Raw genomic sequence first — 23,523 nt, 5'->3', positions numbered from 1 at the left:
CGGTTCTCCCAACTAAATTAGTTTTTGATTTCGGCTCGAATTTTTTCTTCCAACTCTTTCGAGTATTCCCGAAAGGCGTAGGGATGAGGTTCGTAGAGAGCGACCACTTCCGTCTCTTTTCCCTTGCTATCCTTTACTTTTTTCTTAATTAAAAAAAGAATATAATCTCCCTCTTGCGGAGGAGCTTTTAGCCATTTCCCGAAATATTCCGGGAAAACGAGAAATGCTAAGTCGAATTTTGTCGGTAAATCCGAGCCTCCTTTTATGGGCTTTAACACTTCTATATTAGCCGTCACCGATATCGAATTCGCGGAAATCTTGCTTTCCTTAACATTGGATAATCTTGCGAGTGCAATAAAATTGGAATGAGCCACTTGTGATTCTAGAGAAGGAGGCGGAGTCAGGGCTTCTACAGGGAGAAGAAAAAAGCTAAGGATCATAATGCAGGAAGCTGCCAGACGAATCATTCTTATCGCTCCAAGGGTAAGTTTTTGAGGGCATTACACCTTACCCCTTTAGCCGAATCCATTTCAACCGATTTTCAAGCGCCGACGAGTAACTCTTTCCGCATTTTGGAAAAAAGAAATTAACGAGATTTTAGCAAAAAGTCGTTTAGTGCTTTCGGTTTTTTGGCGCGTCTTTTCGAAAATTCCGAAAGATGCGGCAACTGCATACGCTCTCCGAGGATGATGTGTAAACGGGATTCTCCGTTCTTGGTGTATGTAAAACTTCCGACTGTTTTTTCTAGTCCTGCATACGAGTTCTGCGACCCTCTAGCTTGGCCTGCGCTGCGAGGAAGTTTTCGAACGAGTTACCGTTTATCGGATCTCGTTTAATATTGACGGTTAAGATTATGCTAACCAAAAAAGTGAAACGGTCTCGTTGTCAAAGATATCTTCTTTTTCAGGAAACGCGTTCTCGCGAGGGTAAGAGGATTCACTCAATCATCTAATTTGAAATTTACCGGAATACGGTGGTTCATTTTAATCGGACGCCCCTTGACATAACCCGGACTCCAACGAGCGGCTCGAACGACGCGAATGGCTGCATCTTCGAATCCGTATCCTTTGATCCCTGCTTTTAAAACTTTGGCATCGATTAGATTACCATGTTCGTCCACTCTAACTTCCAAAATCGTATCGGCGTAGGAAATTCCTTGTAGCTTGGCTTTTTCCGGAAAATAATCCCGTAAATCAAAGTCGATAATCGGCGTGGGTGGTTTATCGCCCATGTAAGCATATAAAAAGCCGTCTTTGTCCGTTCCATCCCCGCTTAATTTGTTGGGATCGATATCGTTATCTTCCGGATCTTTTCCATCTTTATCGGATCCCTCTACCCATTCTTCTTTTTCCACAGGAGCGGGAGAATTTTCGCCGCCGATCAGTTCGGGAGGAATTTCCTGTATGTCGACTTCGATATCTTGAAATTCTAATCTATCGGAATCGATTTCACCCGGTTTTAAATGTGTAACGATATAGTAGGTTCCGAAACATAGAAAATGCACCAAAATCGAGCCGTACAGACAGCGATCCCAAAGGTTCGTACCTTCGTACCAGCTCAAGATCGAATCCCGGACTGTCAGTAACCTTGCATTCATCGATTTTCGAGACTTATCTCTTAACTGAAAGAGCGATCTTTGTCACTCCGGCTTGTCGAATAACTCCCATCGTTTCCGCAATTTTCCCGTAAGGAAGAGAAGAATCCGCAGAAAGAGTCAATCTCATGTTGGGCCTGACTTTCGAGTCCCGGGCCAACTGAGCTCCTAATTTTTCGGGCGTTGTTTCCGATCCTTCCAAAACGATTTTCCCGTCTTTGGTAAGCGCTACCTGAACGGATTGAGCCACGTTAGGGTCGGCCGCTTGAACTTTCGGGAGATTGATGTTGATGGATTCCTTTTTTAGAAAGTTCGCAGTGACCATAAAAATGACCAACAGAACGAGAATTACGTCGACCATGGGCGTAATGTTAATGCTACCGATTTCTTCTCCGTCTCCGGAAGAGGTTTGTCCCGCCATATCCTTTCCTCCTATTTATATGCTCCGGTATTTATTTCCGGGAAAGGTTTGCTAGAAACTCCTTTGAAAGAATGTCTAAGTTGGATTGGATAATTTTTAGCTTTCGAGTAAAATAGTTATTTGCCATAACAACGGGAATTGCGACTGCGAGTCCGGCTGCCGTCGCAAGTAAGGCGGTTGAGATGCTTCGCATGACTACTTCCGCCCCTGTATTTCCTAACGTTCCTAATCTATAAAATGCATTGATGACCCCGAAGACCGTTCCTAGAAGACCGATAAACGGCGCGTTATTCCCTAAGGTATTTAAAATCGAAAGTCGAGTTTCAAATTCGACGCGTTCACCGATCGCTTTTCCTTCCATTAGCTCTTCTAAGCTTTCTTTTCCACTTTTGGAGTGTTCGGCTGAGAAACTTGCAAATCGGGCATAAACGTTTTCAGGATGGACTTCGGTGAACTTTGCGGCTTTGGAGATATCTCCGTTTCGAATCGTCTGAACGATTTCGGGCAAAAGGTTCTTAGAATCTTTCGTATTTTTGAAGAAGACTATGCCGCGTTCCACAGCGACAGCAACGGCGATGATGCTTGCAATAATCATGATGATAAAGATCGCCGATTCTCCGACTTCTACAAGTATCTCAAAGTTCATTCTACCTATCCTTCCTAATTCCTGTTTTTTCGTGAGATAGGATAACCGTCATTCCGTTTTTGTTCCCTCTTTTATCAGAGACCGGAAGATATACTCGAACAATTACGAATACAAGACAGAGTATCGGCACCTTCGGCAGAGATCAAATCGGAACTTTGCCCTTCGCATCTGCTTGCCGACCTGAGTGCAGACCAATAGGCTTCGTTGCAAGTCATGACGCATTCCTGCGCTTTTATATTTAGTTTTGAAAATGATTCGGAAGAAAGTAATGAAGTACAATATTGAGAATACGTCGCCGATTGATTTCCGGAAATGATTTTTGCTAACGAGGATTCGTCGATGCCTGATAGATCCTCCGTGAGTTTCAAGCACGTTTCCTCTTCCTCATTTGCGTTTACGCAGGCCTTCAAAGGATCGGGTGAATTCTGAAGAAGTGATTGCAAGATCAAGCCCGGGTCTGCGCCCTTATTCTGAGATTGTGCTCCTTGATTTACGCAGGCGACAAGAAAGACGGAACCGAAAATAATAAGGAAGGATCTAATAAAAAAAGAATTCTTCTTTGTAACCGTAAGCATTAGAATTTCACCTCAATTCCAATGTTGAAGAACGGGATAACAACACCTCCAGCGAGAGTGATTGTTCCGAAGGTGGGGGAAGGCTTCGGGTTGGTGCCGGAGAACGGCCTTGTATTGTCAAAATTTTGACCGTTCACGTTTTCCCGCAGATAAACGTTGATGATTTCAAAAAACGTATTCACAAAACCCCATTCATAATTAAAGAATCGGTCAAACCTTAGGTCCAAACGATGGTACGGTTTCAATCTTCGCGAATTTATGTACTCCGCGAGGAAGGGATTATTCGCGTATTCGGCAGTCCAAATGGTTTGCCCGTTCGCGGGGTTGCTAAACCTACCCCCGTCATCGCCTACGATAGGAGTATAGGGTGTGTTCGTCAAGTAGGACCAGCGTGCTCCGAATTGCCATTCCTGGCTCCAGCGCCATCCAAAAACCATGTTGATAACGTTTGTTCGGTCGTAATCGAATAGGGTCTGCTTGGCATTATGATAAAATTGGGCCAAATACCTCTGATCGGACGTTAAAGGGGGATCGCCGGGATTTTGTATAAATACGTTATTATTTCGAAAAGTTTGGGACCAAGTATATGTAATCCATCCGAACCAGTTACGCGTTCCAGGGCGCGAATTTTTTCTGAGTACGAGCTCGAATCCGTGAGACCAGCCTGTTCCACTATTCGAATAATTTAAGTTTTTATTTACGAGAAAGGGCTGAGTGATTTTTCCATAAGGATCTGGATTGGTTCCAATAGGGTCAGTGATATACGGATCAGCAACGATTAGTCTTGAAAATTCCTGTTTAAATACTTCCCCTTTGATCTGATAATCGCCGGCTAGTTGTTGATCTATACCACCCCCGTATTTAAACACTTTTTGAAAGTCCAAATGCGGATTTCCACTATCCTTATTGAATCTAGTATCTAACGGGAAGTTATAAAAATTTCCACCACCGGCAAAAATCGTAGTTCCTTTTTCGAATTTATAAGATGCCTGTCCTCTGGGTCCTAATGCGGTATGATGAACGTAAGGAATATAATCGTAGCGAACCCCGGGCTCGAATTGAAATCCACCGTAACGAAGCTTTGTAGTTAAGTAAGAATTATAGTAGGTCCCTTGTGCACGAATATTGGTCGGGATAGTTCGGTACGCGGGATTTTGAGTGTCATAGGGATTGGGACTTCGGTTAGTAGGGTCTGTCTGAACGATAGAAGAACCCTGAGATGAATAGTTCAAGAGTCTGAACTCGGATCCGAATTCTACGCTTACATGCCGATTCGGATCCCAGAAAGCGTCCTGACGCATCCCATTGTAGGCGCCGATAGCGGTATTCTTTCCCTTAATGGATCCTAGGGAAACATTGAAATCGGTGAAGGGATCATAACTGATCAGAGTCAACCGATTTGAAAAAGTTTCCGTGGGTTTCCAAGTATATCGGAGCGCTTGAGTTCTAAATCCCTGCCCGGCGGAAACACTTCCACCTGCTATGGATGCAAACGGGTCCTTAGTCGGATCGTTCTTTGATTTTGCCGGAGCGTCCAGAGCAAAGTCGTCTTTCGACGTGAATGAGTGGAAAGAAATTTGATGTTCATTGGTAAAGTTATGAACGAACTTAACTTGCGAATCTACGAATCTAGGAAGGCGAAGACCATCGGGTAAGCTTGCTCCCAACCTGCTTCCTATCTCGCTAAAAGTCTTATCCAGATATCCGACTCGGGCTGCTGCCATGATATAACCTTTTCCACCGAAGGTAGGCGCCATATAATTTACGCTTGTGGCCCAAGCGGAAATGATCACATTTCGTTGGGAGGTATCCACCTTATCTACGGTATCTATATGGATGACCCCGCCCAATGCGTTATTATAATTAGCGGGGAAAACACCGGTATAGACATCGATGGATTTTATTAGGTTAGCATTTACGACGGCGCTCAACCCGTCGAAGTGGAAGGGATACAAAATTGGAAGATCGTCGACTAAATATAAGTTAGTATTCGGATCCGCACCTCGGATCACGTAATTGTTCGCTCCACCTCCGAAAGCTGCGGCAGGTACGACACCAGGAATCGTCTCCAGGGAACGAAGTGGCTCCCCGAACGTTCCAGGCATTCGTTTAATCTCGTCGTATTTAATCGTGGTCCGGGATAGTATCGGTTTTTCCCTTTCCGCAGTAACGTTAATGGAGCCTTTAGAGACACTGCTTCCGCCGATCCCGATACCGCCGGATGAGGTCGGGGCGTCGATAAAAAGCGTTACGAGTTGGCCGGACGCGTCCACGTTCCCTTTAATTTCCTGCATCCCGTCCACTTTAATGATTCGGAATGTATAGGCTCCGGGTGTCGGTACGATTGCCTCGAAATAACCTTCTGAATCGGTCTTATAGAATTTCTTGGTCTCGAACAAAAGAACGTTCGCTTTAGCTTCGCCTTGGTTTTTTTGGCGAGAAAATAGTCTGGCTTTGAACGTGACTTCGGCTAAAAGTTCGATCGGCGCAAATGCCAATAGGATTAAGAATTTAAAGGCGATACGTTTCATAACTTATGGCACCTTTGGAGTAACGTACGCATCTTTAAAATTTTCGTACCAAGGAATATCCCCCGTAGGTTTGTCCAAATAGATCAATAGGCATGCGATGGGGTAACTTATGAATGGGCAGTCGGATTTAGTGATAGCAATACTACAAAGATCCAAATTTCGTCTTTGCACATCTCCGATTGCAACCGGATATGGAGTGGGAATCGGATCTCCGCACTTTGTCGCAAGATATTTGGCGGCGGCATAAATTTGACTATTCGAATCTCCTTGCGAAACTAGATCTTCCCGGACACAAGCCCCCGAATAGAACGCGGAAACGGAAACTAAAAAGAAGCATATTATAATCTTCTTCATTTCTTTCCGTCCGAGGAAGCCCCGCCGTGAGTAGAACGTTTTCCGCCGCTAGAATCTTTTTTGATTTCAGGCTCCGTCTCGAATCCTATGTCCGCGGGCGGAGCACCTACCACCATACCTTTTACCTTCAAAATGCTGACAGTACCGACCGGAAAAAATAAATGAGTTTCATGCCAATATCTGACTTTAACCAAAGTTTTCCCGCCCGGGATTTTACGAACTGCTTCGCTTAACGCATAGTCCATATTCAACGGATTTGTCATCGGGATTAGACCGAATAAAAAAAAGACGGAACTCTCTCCCGTAGACGTTCCTAGTTCTTCATAGTCTGTACTACGCAATATAGTTGCAGAATCGATGAGTCTTGGATCCCTGACTCGTCCTCCTACCTCGGTACGAGTGATTGTTCCCGAGCAGGCTTGGGTAAAAATAATGGAAATAACCAGAACGGCTTTTAGGAAAAATTTCTGCATGGAAAAAGAGATTATCGTCCTTTCCGTCTCGGTTCCGGTTGCAAAACGGGGTTGGAAATGACTCCGTCAAATCGAACTGCCTCTGCTGAAATATGCAAACGATTCAGCGTTAAGAAAAGAAAGATGTACTTATCAGTCCAGTAGCGCAGGTTGATCAATGCATCCGCTTCTTTTTCTTTTTGAAGTTCTTCCAAGAGTGTATCGATCGGCGGGGATTTTAATGGAATCCCGATAATAGCGACGTCGAACGTGATCCAATATTTCATGCCTTCTACAGGACCTAATACCGTATATTTTTTGTCAGCCATCGGTACTGTACTTGTTGAAAGCCCAGCACTTGAAGTAGCACAGGCGGAAAGAATCCCGATAAAAGCAGTTATAATTAGGATTCTTGCAAACAAAAGAGGCATTGATGTTTTTCCTTCGGATGAAACCGACCCAGGTCTAAATGGTTCGTTCGGTTTCTACTTTTCTTATCCGCCTAAACGATCGGAAAAGATATATTTTCCAAGGAAAAAATTCTATTCTATTTTGGAGTTCGACTGGGGATTGAATGGCGATTTGATCGGAAAATTACTAACTAAAAATTAACGTTAAAAATATATTATAAGACCGTAATAATTCTATTTACCTTTTCGGTAAAGTTGCAGTAAATTTCGAGCGGCTTTCAGGGAACTTTCCTCACCTCGAGTGACTTTCTGCTCCGCAAGTAAAAATTCGGATTCTAATTTTTCCCGGAAGTCTTCGATCAAAAGGGATTGTACCGACTCATATAACCAATGCCTAGCTTGATCTTTTCTGTTTATATCGAAATATCCGTTCGAACGTACAATTTCGATATATTTTAAAATTTCGAGCCATAGTTCGGAAATCCCCTGTCCTGTCAGCGCGGAACATGTTAATACATTCGTTGGGGCGCCCGATTCGTGAGGCGGGAGAAAATGAATTGCCGATGCGGTTTCAGATTTGGCGCGTTCTGCTCTTAGTGCGTTTTCTCCGTCGGCCTTGGTAATCGCAATTAAATCCGCCATTTCCATAATGCCGCGTTTGATTCCCTGCAACTCGTCTCCGGCACCTGCAATGAGTAAAAGTAAAAATACATCGGTCATGGAATGAACGGCTGTTTCGGATTGGCCGACTCCTACCGTTTCAATTAAGATAGTGTCGAAGCCTGCCGCCTCGCACAGAAAAATTGTTTCCCTCGTTTTACGGGCAACACCTCCAAGAGAATCTCCGGAAGGAGTCGGGCGAATGAACACTTCTTCTTTTCTGGAGAGAGTTTCCATTCTGGTCTTATCTCCCAAGATGGAACCCTTCGAAAGTTGTGAAGTCGGATCAACGGTTAATACTGCGAGCTTTCTCCCTTTCTGAACAAGAAGATTCCCGAAGGATTCGATGAATGTACTTTTTCCGACGCCTGGAATTCCAGTAATTCCGATTCGGATGCTTTTTCCCGAATGGGGGAGGCAACGTTCGATGATTTGTTCCGCCAAGTCTTGGTGGGAATGCAGAGTGCTCTCTACAAGAGTGATTGCCCGGCTGAGTAGAACCCTATCTCCGTCTAAGATTCCTTTTACGAACGTACCTATTTCCGGAAGGGGCTTTCGATGACCGCCGCCTCTAAGAAGGCTTTCTTTTTTTTTCTCCGATTCAGGCACGAATCCTAAACACCTTCTGCGGTTTTGATGAGAAGTTCCAGTATATCCACTCCAGCCTTCGAGATTTTTGTTCCAGGTCCGAAGATACCGTTTACTCCCGCCTTATACAAAAATTCGTAATCTTGTTGCGGGATCACGCCGCCGGCGATTACGAGAATATCGTCTCTTCCTAAGCGCTTCAGTTCTTGGATGACCTGAGGCACCAGTGTTTTATGACCTGCTGCAAGGCTGGAAACACCTAGAACATGCACGTCGTTTTCCACAGCCTGCTTGGCTGCTTCGGCAGGAGTTTGAAATAGAGGGCCTATATCCACGTCGAATCCCATATCGGCAAAACTTGTAGAGATTACTTTTGCCCCCCGGTCATGTCCATCCTGTCCCATCTTCGCGACCATAATCCTGGGCTGACGTCCTTCCAATTTGGAGAATTTTTCCGAAAGCCCTTTGGCCTTCTTAAAATCCGGATCGTCCATGATTTCCTCCGAATAGACACCGGTTATGGAATGGGTGATTGCTTTGTAACGGCCGAAGACTTTTTCCATTGCAAAGGAAATTTCTCCGAGAGTTGCCCTTTTTCTGGCCGCGTCAACTGCCAGATCCAACAAATTCCCCCGTTCCCCTCCGGCACATTTGGTAATAGCATCCAAGGCAGATTGAACCGCATTAGCATCCCGATTCTTTTTAAGTTCGTTTAATTTACGAATTTGGGATTCGCGAACTGCAGTATTATCGATATCTAATATTTCAAGCGGATTCTCTTTGCTTGGCCGATATCGATTGATTCCAACGATTACGTCCCTTCCCGAGTCGATTCTTGCTTGTTTCCGAGCGGCGGCCTCTTCGATTCTCATTTTCGGAATACCGGTTTCGATGGCTTTTGCGATCCCACCCAATTTTTCCACTTCCTGAATCAGCTCCCAAGCGCGATGGGCTAAATCGTTCGTAAGAGATTCCACATAGAACGACCCGCCCCAAGGATCCACTACTCTGTGGATATTCGTCTCTTCCTGCAGATATATCTGAGTGTTTCTTGCGATCCTTGCGGAGAAATCCGTAGGTAGAGCGATGGCTTCGTCCAATGCATTCGTGTGTAAGGATTGAGTATGCCCTAAAGCGGCGGCCAACGCTTCGATGCAAGTTCTTGCCACATTATTGAACGGATCCTGTTCGGTTAAGCTCCAACCGGAGGTTTGGCAATGAGTTCTTAATGCGAGTGACTTGTTGTTTTTAGGCTGGAAACTTTTGACGATTTTAGCCCAGAGCAAACGCCCTGCTCGCATCTTCGCGATTTCCATAAAATGATTCATTCCGATCGCCCAAAAAAACGAAAGCCGAGGTGCAAAGCTATCCAAATCCATTCCGGCCTTGATTCCAGTCCTAAGATACTCGAGTCCGTCCGCTAACGTATAAGCCAATTCCAAGTCGGCAGTCGCTCCCGCTTCCTGCATATGATAACCGGAGATCGAGATCGAATTGAATTTAGGCATATACTTCGTAGTGTATTGAAATATATCCGCGATAATTCTCATGGACGGCTCTGGAGGATAAATATAAGTATTCCGTACCATGAATTCTTTTAGAATATCGTTTTGAATGGTTCCGGAAAGTAGCTCCGGTTTCACACCTTGTTCTTCGGCTGCTACGATATAGAAGGCAAGAGTCGGAATGACCGCACCGTTCATCGTCATGGATACTGACATTTGATCCAACGGTATTTGATCGAAAAGAACCTTCATATCCAAAACGGAATCGATAGCCACGCCCGCTTTTCCCACGTCTCCAACAACGCGTTCGTGGTCCGAGTCATATCCTCTGTGGGTCGCCAAATCGAAGGCGACCGAGAGACCTTTCTGTCCTGCTGCCAGGTTCCTTCGATAGAAGGCATTTGACTCTTCTGCCGTCGAGAATCCTGCATATTGTCGGATGGTCCAAGGTTGCTGGACGTACATGGTCGAATATGGTCCTCTAAGATAAGGTGGAATTCCCGCCGCATACTCCAGATGCTCGAGCGATTTAGCATCGTCAGAAGTATAAACGGGTTTAACCGGAATTTTCTCCGGGGTATGCCAGATTCTAGATTCTAAATTAGAAAGTCCTAATTCATCTAAGGCTTCCTTGGACCAATCGGCATACGTTTCCTTTGAACTAGAATGTTTAAGATCAGACTCGAATGTAGGTCGCTTCATCGTATTCCCAGCCTTTTTTGAAGATCGGTCAAGGTTTTGAGTAGATCGGATTTGATATGTAAAAAGCCTTGGATTCCCAACTTTTCCAATTCGGAAACTACTTCCTTCGGATTTCCGGCGACGAGAGGGATCGGTTTTGGATTCAGTTCGGGAAGAATTTCTCCTACCCATTTTAGAACTTCCTCGTCGGAAGAGCAGAAAACAATCACTTCAGGTCGCTCTTTTGCGATGGCGGACTTTGCTTCAGCGGAACTCTCGTAACTGCCTGGATCGATGACCGTAAAGCCTCCGCAGCCTAAGAAGTTCAAAGAGAAGATTGCTCTGGCCTTCTTCATCTTTAAATCCCCGACCGGGATCAGTAAAACTTTTATCGGTTTACCCGTATTTTGTTCCCGGTTTTCAGTTAAGAATCGAATTTCTTCGATCGCATCGCCTGCAAAAAAATCAGGTATTGCAAGGCAGGTCGATTCCCCGGGTTTTGTTTCTAGAGGTTTCGTCGGTACGGATTTGTTTAAATTCTTATTGGTGATTTTATCTTTTAGATTCGGATATTGATTCGTTCCGAGAAAGATTTCCTTTCTAGTCGAATAATTTTCTTCCTTTTTCTTCCTGGATTCTCCGATGCGAGCTTGAATTTTTCCCGATTGTAAAGAAGAGAGAAAGCCGCCTTCTTTTTCGATTTCGCAGAACAATTTCCAAGCCTGTTCGGTCATGGACTGAGTCAGAGTTTCGAGATAGTAAGAGCCGGACGAAGGATCGACGACTTTGTCCAGATAGGATTCGTGCTTCATCAATAACTGAACGTTCCGCGCTATTCGGAGCGAAAAAGAATCCGCCGGTTGAATCAGATGATCGAAGGGTAGGACGGTGATAATTTCGGCCCCTCCGATTGCGGCGGCCATCGCTTCGGTCGTTGCCCTAAGCATATTATTATAAACATCGTAGACCCCATAATTGTACTTTGCGGTTTCCGCCGCGATAAAGGGTAAACTTGCCTCTCCAGTTTCGGAAGAGTAGACCTTAAAAATTTCCGCCCAGAGAGTTCTAGCGGCACGAAACTTTGCAATTTCTAAAAAGTAGTCGGGCCCAACGGTAAATTGCAGTATGGTTTGAGAGTTAACGGTTTCCGGTTTTAGTCCGCTTTGGGAAAGTTGATATAAATATTCTGATCCCAATGCCAATGTAAAAGCGAGTTCTTGTACGATCGTAGATCCGCTATCTCTGAAAGTGGAGGAGTGAACGGTAAGACTTCGATAATTCGGCCAAGTTGCCGCATATTCTTCCAGAATAGGTTTTAGAGTCTCCGGGCCATGACCGCCTGAGCGACCGTGGCGGGCTAAAATCCGGAACGGATCGTATCCTAATCCGCCGACTAACGGTTTGATCTTAGGAAGCCATCCGTGTATTTCCGGAGATCTTTCTTCGGCAATAAAATGAACCGTGATATCATTCAGGGGGAGTTCGGTCAGAAGAAATTCTAAATCTTCCCTTTTTTCGACCGGAATTCCCCTCCGCCCGGTCGTAGAATTCTGAACCACGAATCCGATTGAATTCACTCCGTTCGCGACTGCTTCTAAAGCCAGTTCTTTTGCGAGTTTTAAATCGATAGAATCTATATCCTGACGGATATTCCATTCGTTTGTGAGCTTTCGTGTAGAACGAGCGAAAGGAAAGGTGCCCGGAAGATTGGAAACGGACCATTCCAATCCTTGAAGATTTTCTTTTCTATAAAAGGGCTGAACTTTAAAGCCTTCCTGAGTTTCCCAAACCAGCTTTTTCTCGAAATCGCCTCCCTTTAGATCTTTGATGATTTGATCCGTCCATTCTTTCGTTGAGACCGGCGGGAATTCGCTAAAGAGTTTTTCAGTGTCCATAATATTCTCTTCTTTTGTGAGAAGATCCTTTTTCTAGGGAATAAGTCAAAATCTTCATGTAAAGTCTAAAAACTCCGATCAGGTTCCTTTTTTCGTTGATAAATAATGGGGAAGGGAAATTAGCACGGACACGATAAGCGTACTAATAATTACGAATAACGAAATCTCTATAGAGACATGGATTTCCTCTCCGAGTAACGGCTTAGAAATCGCCGGTAATAATAGTTTGATTCCTACAAACGCTAAAAGTAGAGAGACGCCCTTTTTTAAATGAACGAATAGTTCCATTACACCGCCGAGTAAAAAGAATAAGGATCGCAGTCCCAATATTGCAAAGACGTTCGAGGTATAAATAATGAAGCTATCTTGAGTGATCGAAAATATCGCAGGAATCGAATCCACCGCGAACAGTATATCGCTGAACTCCACTACAAGAAGAATCAGAAAGGTTGATGTGAAGACTATCTTCCCTTGCTCGCGCACCATCAATTTTTCCGGATGAAATGTAGAAGTCATCGGCAGGATCTTTTTGGCGTATTTTAGGAGTTTCATTTCCTCCGGATCGAAATCTTCTTCCTCGCTATGAAAGTACATTTTCCATGCCGAGTATAAAAGAAGAATTCCGAAAAGATATAGAATCCATTCGAATCGCGAGACTAACTCCGCTCCTGAAAAGATCATCGCGGCACGAAAGATTAAGGCCCCTAAAATACCCCATTTAAGAATCATAGGTTGATGGTGCGATTGGATTCTGAATTTCGCAAAGATCATAATAAAAACGAAAAGATTATCGACTGAGAGGGAATATTCTAAAAGGTAACCGGCCAAAAATTCTAGAGTTTTTTCCTTCGCGATGGCTGGCTGGATCGGATCGTCGTGGAATATATATATGAGGGATGCGAAACCTAACGCCAGGGAAACCCAGAACAAAGTCCAATAGCCGGACTCTCTAAGGGAAAGTTTGCGGGCTTTTCTATTTAGAACAAATAAATCTAGATAAATTAAAAGGCCTACCCCTAAGCTGAAAATGAGAAAAAGTGTAGAATCTTTTTGGCTAAAAGAAAGCATCGCAGCGTCCAGACCCGAAAATGGTTGATGGGAGACAGGTTCTAACCTGAGAGCAGGAAGACAATCCCAAATCCCGGACTTTCCCGAACCCGGAGGCTCAATTGCTTTATATTGTTTATCCTCTCCTATGCCTTTTGCATCTGGTTGTAGTCAATGTTTGGCCAGAGGTCTTCTTATTGAGGCTGGGATCGAAAGTTTTACCGATTCTGCTATTGCTTTGGGATTTCACTAGGGATAGACGTTGGCAGACTAGAGCGACCGGAATATGGATAGGTTTTGGTTTGGTATTTTCCTTCTTCGGGGATGCAATTTTAACTTTTCCGGCAGAATATTTCGTTTTCGGCTTAGGAAGTTTTTTGATCGCGCAGTTATCCTACTCTTGGGGCTTTTCTCGTGGAAATCCGGTGCAGATCGTCCGCCTAATACCCTTCGTTATTGTAGGTGGCGGCTTCTACTACTGGCTTCTTCCTGGAATTCCGATCGCTATGAGTTTGCCGGTCTTACTTTACGTTGCCGCGATTTGCACGATGGGTTGGAGAGCTTCATCTAGAGAATGTGAAAAATCGGATTTGTGGCTGGGAATTTCGGGCGCAGTCATTTTTATTTTTTCCGATATGCTGATTGCATTAAGTCATTTCACTTCGATCCGATTTCCGGCACACGGGAGTTGGATTATGGGAACGTACTACCTCGCTCAATTTTTAATTTTTGTTTCCACGGAAGAAGAATCTTGAACTGAAATTTTAGGATTGTTTTTTCGAATAAAGAATGGAATTTCTTCCGCAAACGCTTTTACAAGCGTCGATGTTCCTCAAAAAAAATGAACACGCGCGATAATTTTTGGATGAGAAAAAACGAAAAATTAGTATTGAACCCGATGGGAAATCTCCCTAGAATTGACGCGACCGGAGTTAACATATGAGTATCAAACCTCTTAAAGAAACAACTTTCCTCGAGGCCATTGCAGCGGCGATCCAACACGAGAAGGACTACTTCGAGTTCTATATGGATACGTACGAAAAACTTCCACCGGGTCGTACGCGGGAACTTTTCGAACGCCTTGCAGAGGAAGTGGATGATCATATCAGATTCATTACTGAAATTTACGAAGTAGCGGAAGGCGCCGAACTGCCTAATCTAAAACAACTTACGGCGATCCATAAATTTCACCAGACGACGATTCAGAGATTGATGAATAAAGTGGAACGGACGATCACCGGTTCCGGCTCCAAAGACGCACACGAAGCTTTAGAGCTAGCAATTAGAGAAGCGGAGAACTCAGTGGCATTTTATGAAAAGCTAACGACCAAGTTCGCCGATCCGAATATTAGGCTATTGTTTAGCAAACTTATGGAATATAGTCAGAATTATCAGTCCCTTTTGGAAGCGGAGCTCAATGCCCTGGATCAAACTCATTCGGGCAGAGGTGCGTATTTTTGGGACGAACAGGCCGAAGAAGTCGCGAAAGCGGTAGATAGTCCCGCAAAAGGCGCTAAAAGTTCTAAAGTTGCCAAACCCAAAAAAATCCTCCCTAAAAAAGTAGCTAAGAAAGCGGTCCCAATCCCGAAAAAAGCCTCCGCCAAAAAGAAAATCGTACCGGCAAAGAAAAAGATCGCCGCTAAGAAATCCGCACCGAAAAAGAAAGTGGCTGCCAAGAAAAAACGCTAGAGATTCCTATTAAAATCGGAGCGCTCTCTTTCCGAGACGCTCCGTTAAAAAAGGGTTTTGTCTTCCGTACTAAAGTTTCAATTTGGACGAAGGATGAAAACAAACGCCACTCCGGATTGGGTAAAGATCCAAGCCTTATATCCAGTAAATCGGGAAATGATCTGGTTAAATAATTGCGGTACTACTCCTTGTAATACTGAAACGATCCGTTGGGTCAACGAGTATCTTCAAGGATATGCGTCTCATGGCGGTCTCACGGAAGTAAGACGTTATGTAACCGTCAAAAGGGTGATTCGGAAAATTCTCGCCGAATTACTAGGTTGTGACCAGGGAGAACTCAGCTTAATTCATAATACGAACGAAGGGATGAATTTTATTTCCTTGGGTGTGCAGTTGCAGCCTGGGGACCAAATTTTACTTCTTGAGAATGAGTATCCTTCCAACATTTACCCTTGGGAACACTGGAGGGAAAAAGGGGTAGAACTCGCCTTTGTTCCGATGTCGGAAACTCCAGAAGGATTTTTAGAAAACTTAAAAGATTCGTTAACTCCGGAAACTAGATTGGTTAGTCTTTCCGCGGTTCACTGGTGTACAGGGATGCCTTTTCCTTTAGAAGAGATCGGAACTCTTCTGGCGGAAAAAGGAATCGAATTTGCATTAGATGGGGCACAAGGTGTCGGCTTGTTACCCATTCGCCCTAGAGAAATGAAAATTTCCTATATGGCTTTTCCGGCTTGGAAATGGCTTCTTGGACCTCTAGGTTTAGGAGTGATGTACGTAGCCAAAGAAAAATTGGAATCTCTCCAATTCCCGTTCAAAGGTACGGGGTCGGTTGTAAACGACGAAGTATATCTTCCGTATCGCGAAGAATTGAAAGGTACAGATCGGTATGAGATTTCAACCGTGAATTTTATTGACTGGGTCTATTTTCAGTCGACCTTGGAGATGCTGAATGAGATAGGCTTCCATTCTTCTATGGCTCGAATTTACGAACTCGCAGATTACTTATCGGACCGGTTACGGGAGGCCGGCTGGAAGCTTTGTTCGGATCATTTTCCGGATTTTAAAACTGGAATTGTCGTGGCCGAAAAGCCGGGCATATCCATGGAAGACACGGTCAATCATTTGAAAAAAAATGGTGTTATGTGCGCTTTGCGTCTAGGGAAGGTTCGATTTTCACCGCATATCTATATCGCGAAAGAGCAACTGGATCGCGTAGTCGATCTCTTGGCAAGGTGAGATTGGCAAAGTTTTTTGAACGGATCTCTCTTCTATTTCCTGTCTGGGTAATTGCGGGAGTCTCCATAAGTTGGATTTATCCTAGTTGGATAGTTTGGTTCGACGGCCCTTGGATTACCTATAGTTTAGGAATAACGATGCTTGGAATGGGGATCACACTGGTCCCGGAAGATTTTAAGCGAGTCTTCCAGACTCCGAAGGCCGTTTTGATCGGTGTAGTAGGTCAATATACGATTATGCCTTTGGCAGGTTGGGCTATCGGAATTTTATTGGAACTTCCGTCTCCTCTGGCAACGGGGCTAATCGTGGTTGCTTGCTGTCCCGGCGGCGTTGCTTCCAACGTGATCACATTTTTAGCGAGAGGAGATGTGGCATTGTCGGTGACTATGACTGCCGTATCTACTTTGCTCTCCGTCGTCCTTACTCCTATGTTAACCTTACTCTTGGTCGGAAATCGTGTGGGGGCCAATCCGTACGGGCTATTTTTGAACACCTTTGAAGTCGTTATCGTACCAGTGACATTAGGGATTCTTTTGAATCGATACACTCCCAGGTTTGCCGATCGAATTAAAGTGGTTTCTCCATTTGTAGCAGTGCTTTTGATTTCACTCATTGTTTCTTCTATTTTAGGGTCGGGAAAATCTGCGGTTATGAAATCGGGGATGCTTCTACTTTCCGCTGTCTTCCTCCTACATTCGGCAGGTTATTTTTTCGGATACTGGTTTGCTAAATTGACGACACGATCCCTAATCGTTTCTCGAACAGTTTCTATCGAGGTCGGAATGCAGAATAGCGGCCTTGGAGTCGTTCTATCTAAAAATAATTTTACGGACCCTCTTGTTGCAATCCCGGCTGCCTTATCCAGTTTTATTCATTCTTTAATTGGAAGTGTTTTAGCGGCAATTTGGAGAAAGTATCCACCCGTCGGAAAAGAGGAAATTTCGGAGTTTCCGAATGATCTTCCTTGATTTTTCAGCCAACTTTTTTTTTATTGCTTATGCAACCTCGAAACCTACAGGCGGGGGGAGTCATTTTTGGCTCGAAAATCCCGTTTTTTAGGTTTTAGGTTAATTTTCGCAAAGAGAAACCGCCATGAGAGAGATCATTAAGCTTTCCTGTCAGGTATGTAAGAAAGATGCTTACTTCCAGACGAAAAATAAAAAGGCGAAATCCGAGAAACTTGTTACGAAAAAGTTTTGCAAATTTTGCAGAGCGCACGTCGAACATAAGGAATCTAAGGTATAACCGAAAAACCGATGGTCGCAAAAAAACTTGCATACGATAAGAAAATCCTGACCGAGTTGCAGGAGTTACTGGTAGAGAGAAAAAACTCTCTATTGGAGAAGTATGCCAAGTGGGAAGATAACAGTAAACCTTCCGGCCTAAAAGAGATGGGTGATATCGCCGATATCGCATCCGAAATCAACGAAGAAATGCTCAGTTCCGTTCTAACCGAATCCGAAATCGATACGATTCGTGAAATCGATGTGGCCCTAGAGAAAATCGAGGATGGGGCCTATGGAATTTGCGAGGGAACCGGTAAAAAAATTCCTCTAGCCCGCCTAAAAGCGATTCCATGGACTAGATACACCGTGGAGTATGCAGAGGCCGTATCTAAGCATCGCGCTTCCGGTAAGAAAAGCCCTTTGTCTCCCACGCTAACGGGTACATATAAAATCCCTACGGACTTGGATTCTTTAGACGATTGAGTCTCTCCTTTCTGTTCTTTTCCCATTTTTAGATTGAAATCTACCTACTTTCCAGGACCATTTCCAATTCGTGCCAAGCATTTTTGCCCGATTGAGGCCGCTTAGAACCCCTACTTTCTTAACGCTTATCTTAAGTGTGATCTTATCTTATATTTTGTTGCGCTGGTCTTTATTGGTCCGCAATCCGGATGCAAGTTTTGGGATCGCGTGCATTCAATTCCTCGCCGGATTATTACCGAATTTGCATCATCGCAAATCGGGTAGGATCTTTACGGCAGCATTCGCGTTTCTTTCTCCGGGATTACTTTCAGCCACGGAAATAGGATTTCTTTATCTCTCGGCACTATTTACCGGTGCAACCTTAGGTGTTTTTCTGAGACAGTATGTTTCAACGTTCTATGGACACTCGGTTAACGAAGAAGATCCGGTACTAAAATATTTTTATATCAACCGACCGTATAAGAATTCTCTAGACTTCACTAAGAATCCAAAAGCCGGGCTTCTTGCACTTTTCGCTTTTCTGCTCGTGGAGAGACTACTAACATATTTTGGCATTTCTCCGCTGACGGACGGTATTCTTCAGGATACCGAATACTCCACAGGGATTTCGTCCAAGTACGCGTTTGGATTGACTTTGGACGGATTGGGAGTTTGGCTTTCGGCATTAATTTACTTTCTTGCCGAAGAGACAAGTTCTCATGATACGGACCCGCCCGTAAAACAATGGAGAACCGGAATTCTCGTTGGATTCACCGCAAATTTAATTTTAGGAGCTCTCCAAGGACTTTCTAAAGAAACTGTTTTTCCATTCAGTTCAGGTAATGCGGAAACATTTGGCGTCTCAGGATTCTTTCCGGATGCAGCTTCCTTCGGGGTCGGCATGCCGATCCTAGCGGGTTTATTTTTATATCATGTTCATAGTCGAAACTGGCGGATTATCTCTAGAGTTGTGTTAAGCATCTCGATTTTACTTCCCCTCTTTTTAGCGGGAAGATTTCAAGGAAGCGGATTTTGGGTCCTCTTACTTTTGGAAGGAATGACGGTCGCTATTCTCTCTTACCAAAAAAGATTCAGGAATCCTATCTTAAAATATTCCTTCATTCCTCTTGTTTTCGTCGGAACCATTCTCTTATTTGTGGGAATGTATTTTGCGGGAGGATTTGATTGGTCACCGACCGCTTGGCAGGTATTTAGGGAAGACATAGCTACGGCCTGGCATAAAGGAAAAGGACTTTCCAAAATCCTAGAATTGTACTGGAAGGACGGCTGGATTCAAACTTTATCCGCTTGGAATTGGTGGAAGGAAGCCCCCATTTTCGGGCAGGGCTTCGGAAACTTCGCTCTTCGTTGGATAGAATTAGGTCCCAAAGGATCTTTTCCTCCGCAAGGACAACAGGATTTTGTTCTCAGCTCTTTGGTATTATTAATAAGCGACGGCGGAGTTTTATTTTTTCTTCTCTTTGCCACATGGATCGGATTCGAGGCGTATTTACGGGGAACGTACTGGACCTTAGTTTTATTACTTTTTCCTGTTTTCTTTTACCAACCTTGGATCGGAGGTGCCGGAAGTTTAGGTTTTCTTTTATTTTGGATTTTAGGCTCTTCTGGACCTTCTACGAGAATGTTTCCGAAATGGTGGATCGTCCCCGCCTTTAATTTAGTCTGTTTGGTGTTCGGTCTTACAATCGCTATGAAAACCTTAGTCAAGCTTTCTAGCCATGCGCAGGGACCCGAATTTCGATACGAGGAGCGCAAGACCTTCCAGCTTTCCGCGAGGGAAAAGAATACGGTTAAAAACGGCCTAAGAGTCCACGTATTCCATTCAGGAACTTCATGGGTTATAGGTGATAAGAATTCCGTGAATCTAAGAGTCGGTCTAGCTCAAGACCCTAAACCAGGAAAGCCAATCTATATTAAATGGATTTTTTCGGATGAAAAAGGTGTGGAACTACAGTCTAGGAGCACTCCGCTTAACTCTATATCAAATCCGGTGGCTTTGACCGTTCCTGCTGGAGCAAAACTTTTAACTGCAAAAGTTCTAAGAGTTTCCTGGATGGAATTCGGACCAACCGAGTTCTTTATCTCCGCAGAAGACTTTGACGGATTAAATCGAATTCGTTGATCGACGTTTGTTTTACTAATCTAAGTCTAGTTTCGTCGGAACTTGATTCCATGTAACACATCAAATGAATTCCGGATCTGCTGCCGAATTCGAACGGTCCAGCGCCAAATAATTAGAGTCCAAGGTATATTCGGGAATCGATATAATGCTCCGTTTTCATGATTTGGATCTTCATGTCTGAAGTTCTTCCAAACCGGAACCGCTCTAATTCCGACAAAGCTTTTTCCGGCAATATAAAAAGACGCCTCGGTCTCTTTACCCAAAATCGGTTCCTTTGTTACCGGAGAATAAAAACCTCTTATAGAAAGAGAATAGGCAAGAGTAGGTTCCTCTTCTTCGCGAGTTCCCAAAGTGACAGATAGGAATAACGGTACTTTTAAGATTCTCTCTTGAAAGAAGGACGGATTTAAAAAACCCCGTAAAAGAAACAAAATACCTAACCAGGTCGGGTACTCCATAAAAAGCGCGATAAATTGTTGGAAATCGATACTTACCAGGTAGTACGGAATGAGTTGGGGCGAAAAAAGATAAAAATTTAAACAGAATATAGGCATCCCAAATAAGAAAATTGCGACTAATGTTCTTCCCGCCGAAAGGGATCGAAATAGAGGAATTTCGGTAATCGGCTCTCCTGTCTGAGTCTTGCGTAACCATGAATCATATCGGCTGTATTTCTGGATCATAGAATAATCGTCCAAAAATAAATTCTCAGTCTGCATCAACTCGAACGGAAATGTTACTTGCGCTTGAACGACTAGATATTCCAAAACTATAAAAGATAATCCTAATAGAATGGGAACGAATAGAATCCCGTTTCCCCCGGCTGCGACTAATCCGTTATAAATCCCGTGGAGTAAGATAACTCCTAAGAAGGCTAGCCAGGTTTCGAAACTTGAGAAAGTGGCTTTTCGGATTTGATAATTTCTAAGCAAAAAGAAGCCTAAAATTCCTCCCGAAAAAGCGTGCAAGGGCAACGAAGTTCCGGCTCGCAAGAGGCTAGGCCAAAATTCCAATTGAAAAGAATAAAAAATGTTTTCGATACAACCGAACGATGCTCCTACGGTTAGTCCGAAATAAAGTCCGTCAGCGAGGCTTAAAGTTCTTCCGACTCGCCGAAAATACCAAAGTGCAATAAGAGCCTTGGAACTTTCTTCAGGGAGAGCTCCGCTAAAGATCGCCCGGGAAAATTGGGAAAGTTCGGGAAAGAAATCAAAAACTTGAACTTCCCAAACTAGAGAAATTCCGGTAGCGACCATTCCGGAGAAAACGGCCGTCACGGTTGCAAGATTGCCTTGTCCCGAGTAGTACGTCTTTTTATAGAAGCCCCAGTAAAACCAGGCGGCCAACAAAGCCGTAATCGGCTTTGTTAACTCCAACCAGATTTCCGTTCGACCCATAAAAAAAGGCATTGTCCAACTAGTATCGGACAATGCCTCCTTTGGAGTAAATCCAAGACGCTATTTCTTAGATAACGATGGATTGTTTCCTTCTCAAGATATACAGTCCGATTCCTCCGATTCCTAAGAGGGCGATCGCGTAGAATGCCGCGAATTTCTTTACCGATAAAAATAGGTAACCTAAAAAGTTCGGGGAATCCGGAACGGGGAAGACCTTACTTTCATTCGTGATATGATTATACCAAGTCTTGTAATTAGTTCCTTTTGACTCTACCCAAAGGTAGAAGTCTCCATAACCGGTTTGTGAGGCTTTTCGTATATCCTGCTTTTCGTACGGATATTTCCAGGCTCCCGGTATAAGGATTGCCCAGGGAAATCCCGTAGAGTCCATATATGCGTCCGATCCGTCTGCGTTTTTATAAAGTCCGGGAAAATGAATATCCTGCTTCGAATTGACTACATGCGCGAATAAATCGTAAGGGAACGCACCCAGCTGAGCTCTTGTTACCGGGGTGTTGAAGATGATCTCGATGGTGGCCACATGACCTTGCTTGAAGACTTCTCCCGGATTTGCGTTTTGGCCGTTCAGAGTTTTGCCCGAGTCCGGTAAAAGCTCGTATCCCTGATTTAATTGTGCGGCCGTAAGGGTTGCGGTTGTATGAGCCAGCTTATTATTCTCGTTACCGTCAGTTCGTTTATACGTAACGGTTGCGCCTACGTTAACGGGTAGCTTGAGTAAAAGTTTATGCGTGTACCCTGCTCCTCTCGCGACATGCTGGTATTTTCCGCGAAGCCGCACGATTTTACCCGTCGCATCCAAGTCCTCTTCGTTTCTGAATTGCACGACATAGTCGTTCAGATCGGCATCACCGGGAGAAGGATAAAGATCTTCGAATGCAAGCGTATAAACTCCCTCGGCAGGATATAAAAGTTCCGTGGAACGAGACCGATCATCCGGATAAATATCCGTGTTGTCCGGGACCCCGTCTCCGTCGGAATCTGCAACCTTATTAGAAGGCAGAGTAATCGCGTAACGAATCGTTCTAGTAATTCCTAAACGTTGCTCCAGACTGACGTACTGAGAAATGGACTCTCCTCCGATGGAAATATCGATCGTAATACTTCCCACGGACGTCGGAACGGTTAACGATCCGGTTACCTTACCGGAAGAATCGGAAATCCCTTGGAAAAGAAGATTACTCGTCTCGTCATAGACAAGAACCGTAGCCCCGCTGACAGGCTTTGTTTCCTTATCCACGACCGTTAAGTTAAGAGGAATCGTTTGAGTCGTATTAAAATTGAAATGTGAGCTTCCTTTCGGATCATCTACGACTACGACTGCCACGGTCGGAGTTCCGGATCCTTTATCTCCGCCTGAATTCCCCGAACCAGAAGTATTGGTTGAGCCTCCGTTATTTCCGGACCTGTCATCCGACGAAGGATTATTAGCGAAACCGGAATTGTTCTCGGTGCCTCCGTTCGATGAATGATTGCCGGAATTGGAATGATTCCCTGAGTTTCCGTTTGAGGAAGAATTATCGGAAGGACCGGTATTAGAACTAAAAGATCCGCTTCCATCCGAAGAAGAATTATTGGAAATATTCGTATTACCGGACCCATCGGAGGAAGAGGAACTCCCGCTCGGGTTTCCCGAGTTTGTCGCTCCGGTTCCGGACGAAGTTGACGGAGTCGAACTTGAATTGCCGGTCGTTCCGGTTCCTGTGCCCGAAGAAGATGTCGGGGTAGAATTGTTGCTAGGTAGGTTAACGGGATTTCCGGAACCGTCGCCAGGTGCAAATACCACTCCGGCACTTCCAGAATTGCCGGCAATTCCAGTACTACCGGTACTTCCTGTTTGGGTGTTTAGAAGGGAAAGGAATGGAAGCAAAAGGCCTTTTTTTTTGCCGTTATTGCAATTTAGAATCAGTCCGGCCATTAGGGCCAGTAGTATGATTTTTTTCATGGCGGTTTGAAACTCCCGCATTTAAACTCTAGTCTAAGAGAAGAC

22 protein-coding genes are annotated in these 23,523 nt (G+C 44.3%); 7 read left to right on the top strand and 15 right to left on the bottom strand.

Annotated elements, in window-relative coordinates; all coding sequences use genetic code 11:
• Positions 1-17: 17 nt before the first annotated feature.
• The 13 genes from LEP1GSC050_RS04140 to LEP1GSC050_RS04080 form a co-directional block, all read right to left on the bottom strand.
• A complete protein-coding gene (locus LEP1GSC050_RS04140; protein WP_020987078.1) occupies positions 18-467 on the bottom strand; it encodes an LIC_20196 family exoprotein in 450 nt (149 codons plus the stop codon).
• A 473-nt stretch (positions 468-940) separates the two neighbouring features.
• Entirely contained in the window at positions 941-1,597 is a 657-nt protein-coding gene (locus tag LEP1GSC050_RS04135; RefSeq protein ID WP_010568470.1) for an energy transducer TonB, read from the bottom strand.
• A gap of 13 nt (positions 1,598-1,610) precedes the next feature.
• Complete coding sequence (locus tag LEP1GSC050_RS04130; protein ID WP_010568471.1) at positions 1,611-2,015, bottom strand: ExbD/TolR family protein; 405 nt, start codon at positions 2,013-2,015, stop codon at positions 1,611-1,613.
• A gap of 31 nt (positions 2,016-2,046) precedes the next feature.
• Positions 2,047-2,661, bottom strand: a complete 615-nt coding sequence (locus LEP1GSC050_RS04125; protein WP_010409787.1) for a MotA/TolQ/ExbB proton channel family protein — start codon at positions 2,659-2,661, stop codon at positions 2,047-2,049.
• 74 nt (positions 2,662-2,735) lie between these two features.
• The gene (locus LEP1GSC050_RS04120; protein WP_010568472.1) at positions 2,736-3,236 is read right to left on the bottom strand and encodes a hypothetical protein; all 501 of its coding nucleotides are present in this window, start codon (positions 3,234-3,236) and stop codon (positions 2,736-2,738) included.
• The gene (locus tag LEP1GSC050_RS04115) at positions 3,236-5,767 is read right to left on the bottom strand and encodes a TonB-dependent receptor plug domain-containing protein (RefSeq protein WP_010568473.1); all 2,532 of its coding nucleotides are present in this window, start codon (positions 5,765-5,767) and stop codon (positions 3,236-3,238) included. The genes LEP1GSC050_RS04120 and LEP1GSC050_RS04115 overlap by 1 nt, the downstream gene beginning before the upstream one ends.
• Positions 5,768-5,770: 3 nt before the next feature.
• The gene (locus tag LEP1GSC050_RS04110) at positions 5,771-6,121 is read right to left on the bottom strand and encodes a hypothetical protein (protein WP_010568474.1); all 351 of its coding nucleotides are present in this window, start codon (positions 6,119-6,121) and stop codon (positions 5,771-5,773) included.
• Positions 6,118-6,594, bottom strand: coding sequence for a hypothetical protein (locus tag LEP1GSC050_RS04105; protein ID WP_010568475.1), 477 nt, complete (start codon positions 6,592-6,594; stop codon positions 6,118-6,120). Before LEP1GSC050_RS04105 ends, LEP1GSC050_RS04110 begins: the two co-directional genes overlap by 4 nt.
• Positions 6,595-6,605: 11 nt before the next feature.
• Positions 6,606-7,004, bottom strand: a complete 399-nt coding sequence (locus LEP1GSC050_RS04100; RefSeq protein WP_040911029.1) for an LIC20211 family lipoprotein — start codon at positions 7,002-7,004, stop codon at positions 6,606-6,608.
• Between the two features lie 213 nt (positions 7,005-7,217).
• Positions 7,218-8,252 (bottom strand): methylmalonyl Co-A mutase-associated GTPase MeaB, encoded by a 1,035-nt coding sequence (meaB, locus tag LEP1GSC050_RS04095; RefSeq protein ID WP_010568478.1) that lies wholly within the window; start codon positions 8,250-8,252, stop codon positions 7,218-7,220.
• Between the two features lie 5 nt (positions 8,253-8,257).
• A complete protein-coding gene (gene scpA / locus LEP1GSC050_RS04090) occupies positions 8,258-10,438 on the bottom strand; it encodes a methylmalonyl-CoA mutase (protein WP_010568479.1) in 2,181 nt (726 codons plus the stop codon).
• Positions 10,435-12,312 carry a methylmalonyl-CoA mutase family protein gene (locus LEP1GSC050_RS04085; RefSeq protein WP_010568480.1) on the bottom strand — a complete coding sequence of 626 codons (1,878 nt, stop codon included), beginning with the start codon at positions 12,310-12,312 and terminating at the stop codon, positions 10,435-10,437. Before LEP1GSC050_RS04085 ends, scpA begins: the two co-directional genes overlap by 4 nt.
• A gap of 78 nt (positions 12,313-12,390) precedes the next feature.
• Positions 12,391-13,380, bottom strand: a complete 990-nt coding sequence (locus tag LEP1GSC050_RS04080; protein ID WP_010568481.1) for a TerC family protein — start codon at positions 13,378-13,380, stop codon at positions 12,391-12,393.
• Positions 13,381-13,481: 101 nt separating this feature from the next.
• Here LEP1GSC050_RS04080 and LEP1GSC050_RS04075 point away from each other — a divergent pair, with 101 nt between their 5' ends.
• The 7 genes from LEP1GSC050_RS04075 (at position 13,482) to LEP1GSC050_RS04045 (ending at position 20,118) form a co-directional block, all read left to right on the top strand.
• Positions 13,482-14,114, top strand: a complete 633-nt coding sequence (locus LEP1GSC050_RS04075) for a lysoplasmalogenase (protein ID WP_010568482.1) — start codon at positions 13,482-13,484, stop codon at positions 14,112-14,114.
• A gap of 184 nt (positions 14,115-14,298) precedes the next feature.
• The gene (locus LEP1GSC050_RS04070) at positions 14,299-15,048 is read left to right on the top strand and encodes a ferritin-like domain-containing protein (RefSeq protein WP_010568483.1); all 750 of its coding nucleotides are present in this window, start codon (positions 14,299-14,301) and stop codon (positions 15,046-15,048) included.
• Positions 15,049-15,141: 93 nt separating this feature from the next.
• Entirely contained in the window at positions 15,142-16,287 is a 1,146-nt protein-coding gene (locus tag LEP1GSC050_RS04065) for an aminotransferase class V-fold PLP-dependent enzyme (RefSeq protein WP_010568484.1), read from the top strand.
• Between the two features lie 2 nt (positions 16,288-16,289).
• Entirely contained in the window at positions 16,290-17,255 is a 966-nt protein-coding gene (locus LEP1GSC050_RS04060) for a bile acid:sodium symporter family protein (protein ID WP_010568485.1), read from the top strand.
• A gap of 124 nt (positions 17,256-17,379) precedes the next feature.
• Positions 17,380-17,532 (top strand): 50S ribosomal protein L33, encoded by a 153-nt coding sequence (rpmG, locus tag LEP1GSC050_RS04055; RefSeq protein WP_010409750.1) that lies wholly within the window; start codon positions 17,380-17,382, stop codon positions 17,530-17,532.
• 11 nt (positions 17,533-17,543) lie between these two features.
• Positions 17,544-17,996: a TraR/DksA family transcriptional regulator gene (locus LEP1GSC050_RS04050; protein WP_010568486.1), complete on the top strand. Its 453-nt coding sequence runs from the start codon at positions 17,544-17,546 to the stop codon at positions 17,994-17,996.
• Between the two features lie 136 nt (positions 17,997-18,132).
• A complete protein-coding gene (locus tag LEP1GSC050_RS04045; protein WP_010568487.1) occupies positions 18,133-20,118 on the top strand; it encodes a membrane protein in 1,986 nt (661 codons plus the stop codon).
• A gap of 26 nt (positions 20,119-20,144) precedes the next feature.
• Here the strand turns inward: LEP1GSC050_RS04045 and LEP1GSC050_RS04040 are convergent, their stop codons facing one another.
• Positions 20,145-21,527 carry a PrsW family glutamic-type intramembrane protease gene (locus LEP1GSC050_RS04040; RefSeq protein ID WP_010568488.1) on the bottom strand — a complete coding sequence of 461 codons (1,383 nt, stop codon included), beginning with the start codon at positions 21,525-21,527 and terminating at the stop codon, positions 20,145-20,147.
• A gap of 55 nt (positions 21,528-21,582) precedes the next feature.
• Positions 21,583-23,478 carry an LruC domain-containing protein gene (locus tag LEP1GSC050_RS04035; protein ID WP_020987075.1) on the bottom strand — a complete coding sequence of 632 codons (1,896 nt, stop codon included), beginning with the start codon at positions 23,476-23,478 and terminating at the stop codon, positions 21,583-21,585.
• Positions 23,479-23,523 lie beyond the last annotated feature (45 nt).

This window comes from Leptospira broomii serovar Hurstbridge str. 5399, from assembly GCF_000243715.2.
GTDB lineage: Bacteria > Spirochaetota > Leptospiria > Leptospirales > Leptospiraceae > Leptospira_B > Leptospira_B broomii.
The sequence above is the reverse complement of the archived record's forward strand: the minus strand, read 5'-3'. Positions and strand labels throughout refer to the sequence as shown.

Coding starts and splice junctions, on each gene's coding strand:
- LEP1GSC050_RS04140 (WP_020987078.1), bottom strand. CDS start 467: ATGATTCGTCTGGCAGCTTCCTGCATTATGATCCTTAGCTTTTTTCTT.
- LEP1GSC050_RS04135 (WP_010568470.1), bottom strand. CDS start 1,597: ATGAATGCAAGGTTACTGACAGTCCGGGATTCGATCTTGAGCTGGTAC.
- LEP1GSC050_RS04130 (WP_010568471.1), bottom strand. CDS start 2,015: ATGGCGGGACAAACCTCTTCCGGAGACGGAGAAGAAATCGGTAGCATT.
- LEP1GSC050_RS04125 (WP_010409787.1), bottom strand. CDS start 2,661: ATGAACTTTGAGATACTTGTAGAAGTCGGAGAATCGGCGATCTTTATC.
- LEP1GSC050_RS04120 (WP_010568472.1), bottom strand. CDS start 3,236: ATGCTTACGGTTACAAAGAAGAATTCTTTTTTTATTAGATCCTTCCTT.
- LEP1GSC050_RS04115 (WP_010568473.1), bottom strand. CDS start 5,767: ATGAAACGTATCGCCTTTAAATTCTTAATCCTATTGGCATTTGCGCCG.
- LEP1GSC050_RS04110 (WP_010568474.1), bottom strand. CDS start 6,121: ATGAAGAAGATTATAATATGCTTCTTTTTAGTTTCCGTTTCCGCGTTC.
- LEP1GSC050_RS04105 (WP_010568475.1), bottom strand. CDS start 6,594: ATGCAGAAATTTTTCCTAAAAGCCGTTCTGGTTATTTCCATTATTTTT.
- LEP1GSC050_RS04100 (WP_040911029.1), bottom strand. CDS start 7,004: ATGCCTCTTTTGTTTGCAAGAATCCTAATTATAACTGCTTTTATCGGG.
- scpA (WP_010568479.1), bottom strand. CDS start 10,438: ATGAAGCGACCTACATTCGAGTCTGATCTTAAACATTCTAGTTCAAAG.
- LEP1GSC050_RS04085 (WP_010568480.1), bottom strand. CDS start 12,312: ATGGACACTGAAAAACTCTTTAGCGAATTCCCGCCGGTCTCAACGAAA.
- LEP1GSC050_RS04080 (WP_010568481.1), bottom strand. CDS start 13,380: ATGCTTTCTTTTAGCCAAAAAGATTCTACACTTTTTCTCATTTTCAGC.
- LEP1GSC050_RS04070 (WP_010568483.1), top strand. CDS start 14,299: ATGAGTATCAAACCTCTTAAAGAAACAACTTTCCTCGAGGCCATTGCA.
- LEP1GSC050_RS04065 (WP_010568484.1), top strand. CDS start 15,142: ATGAAAACAAACGCCACTCCGGATTGGGTAAAGATCCAAGCCTTATAT.
- rpmG (WP_010409750.1), top strand. CDS start 17,380: ATGAGAGAGATCATTAAGCTTTCCTGTCAGGTATGTAAGAAAGATGCT.
- LEP1GSC050_RS04050 (WP_010568486.1), top strand. CDS start 17,544: ATGGTCGCAAAAAAACTTGCATACGATAAGAAAATCCTGACCGAGTTG.
- LEP1GSC050_RS04040 (WP_010568488.1), bottom strand. CDS start 21,527: ATGCCTTTTTTTATGGGTCGAACGGAAATCTGGTTGGAGTTAACAAAG.
- LEP1GSC050_RS04035 (WP_020987075.1), bottom strand. CDS start 23,478: ATGAAAAAAATCATACTACTGGCCCTAATGGCCGGACTGATTCTAAAT.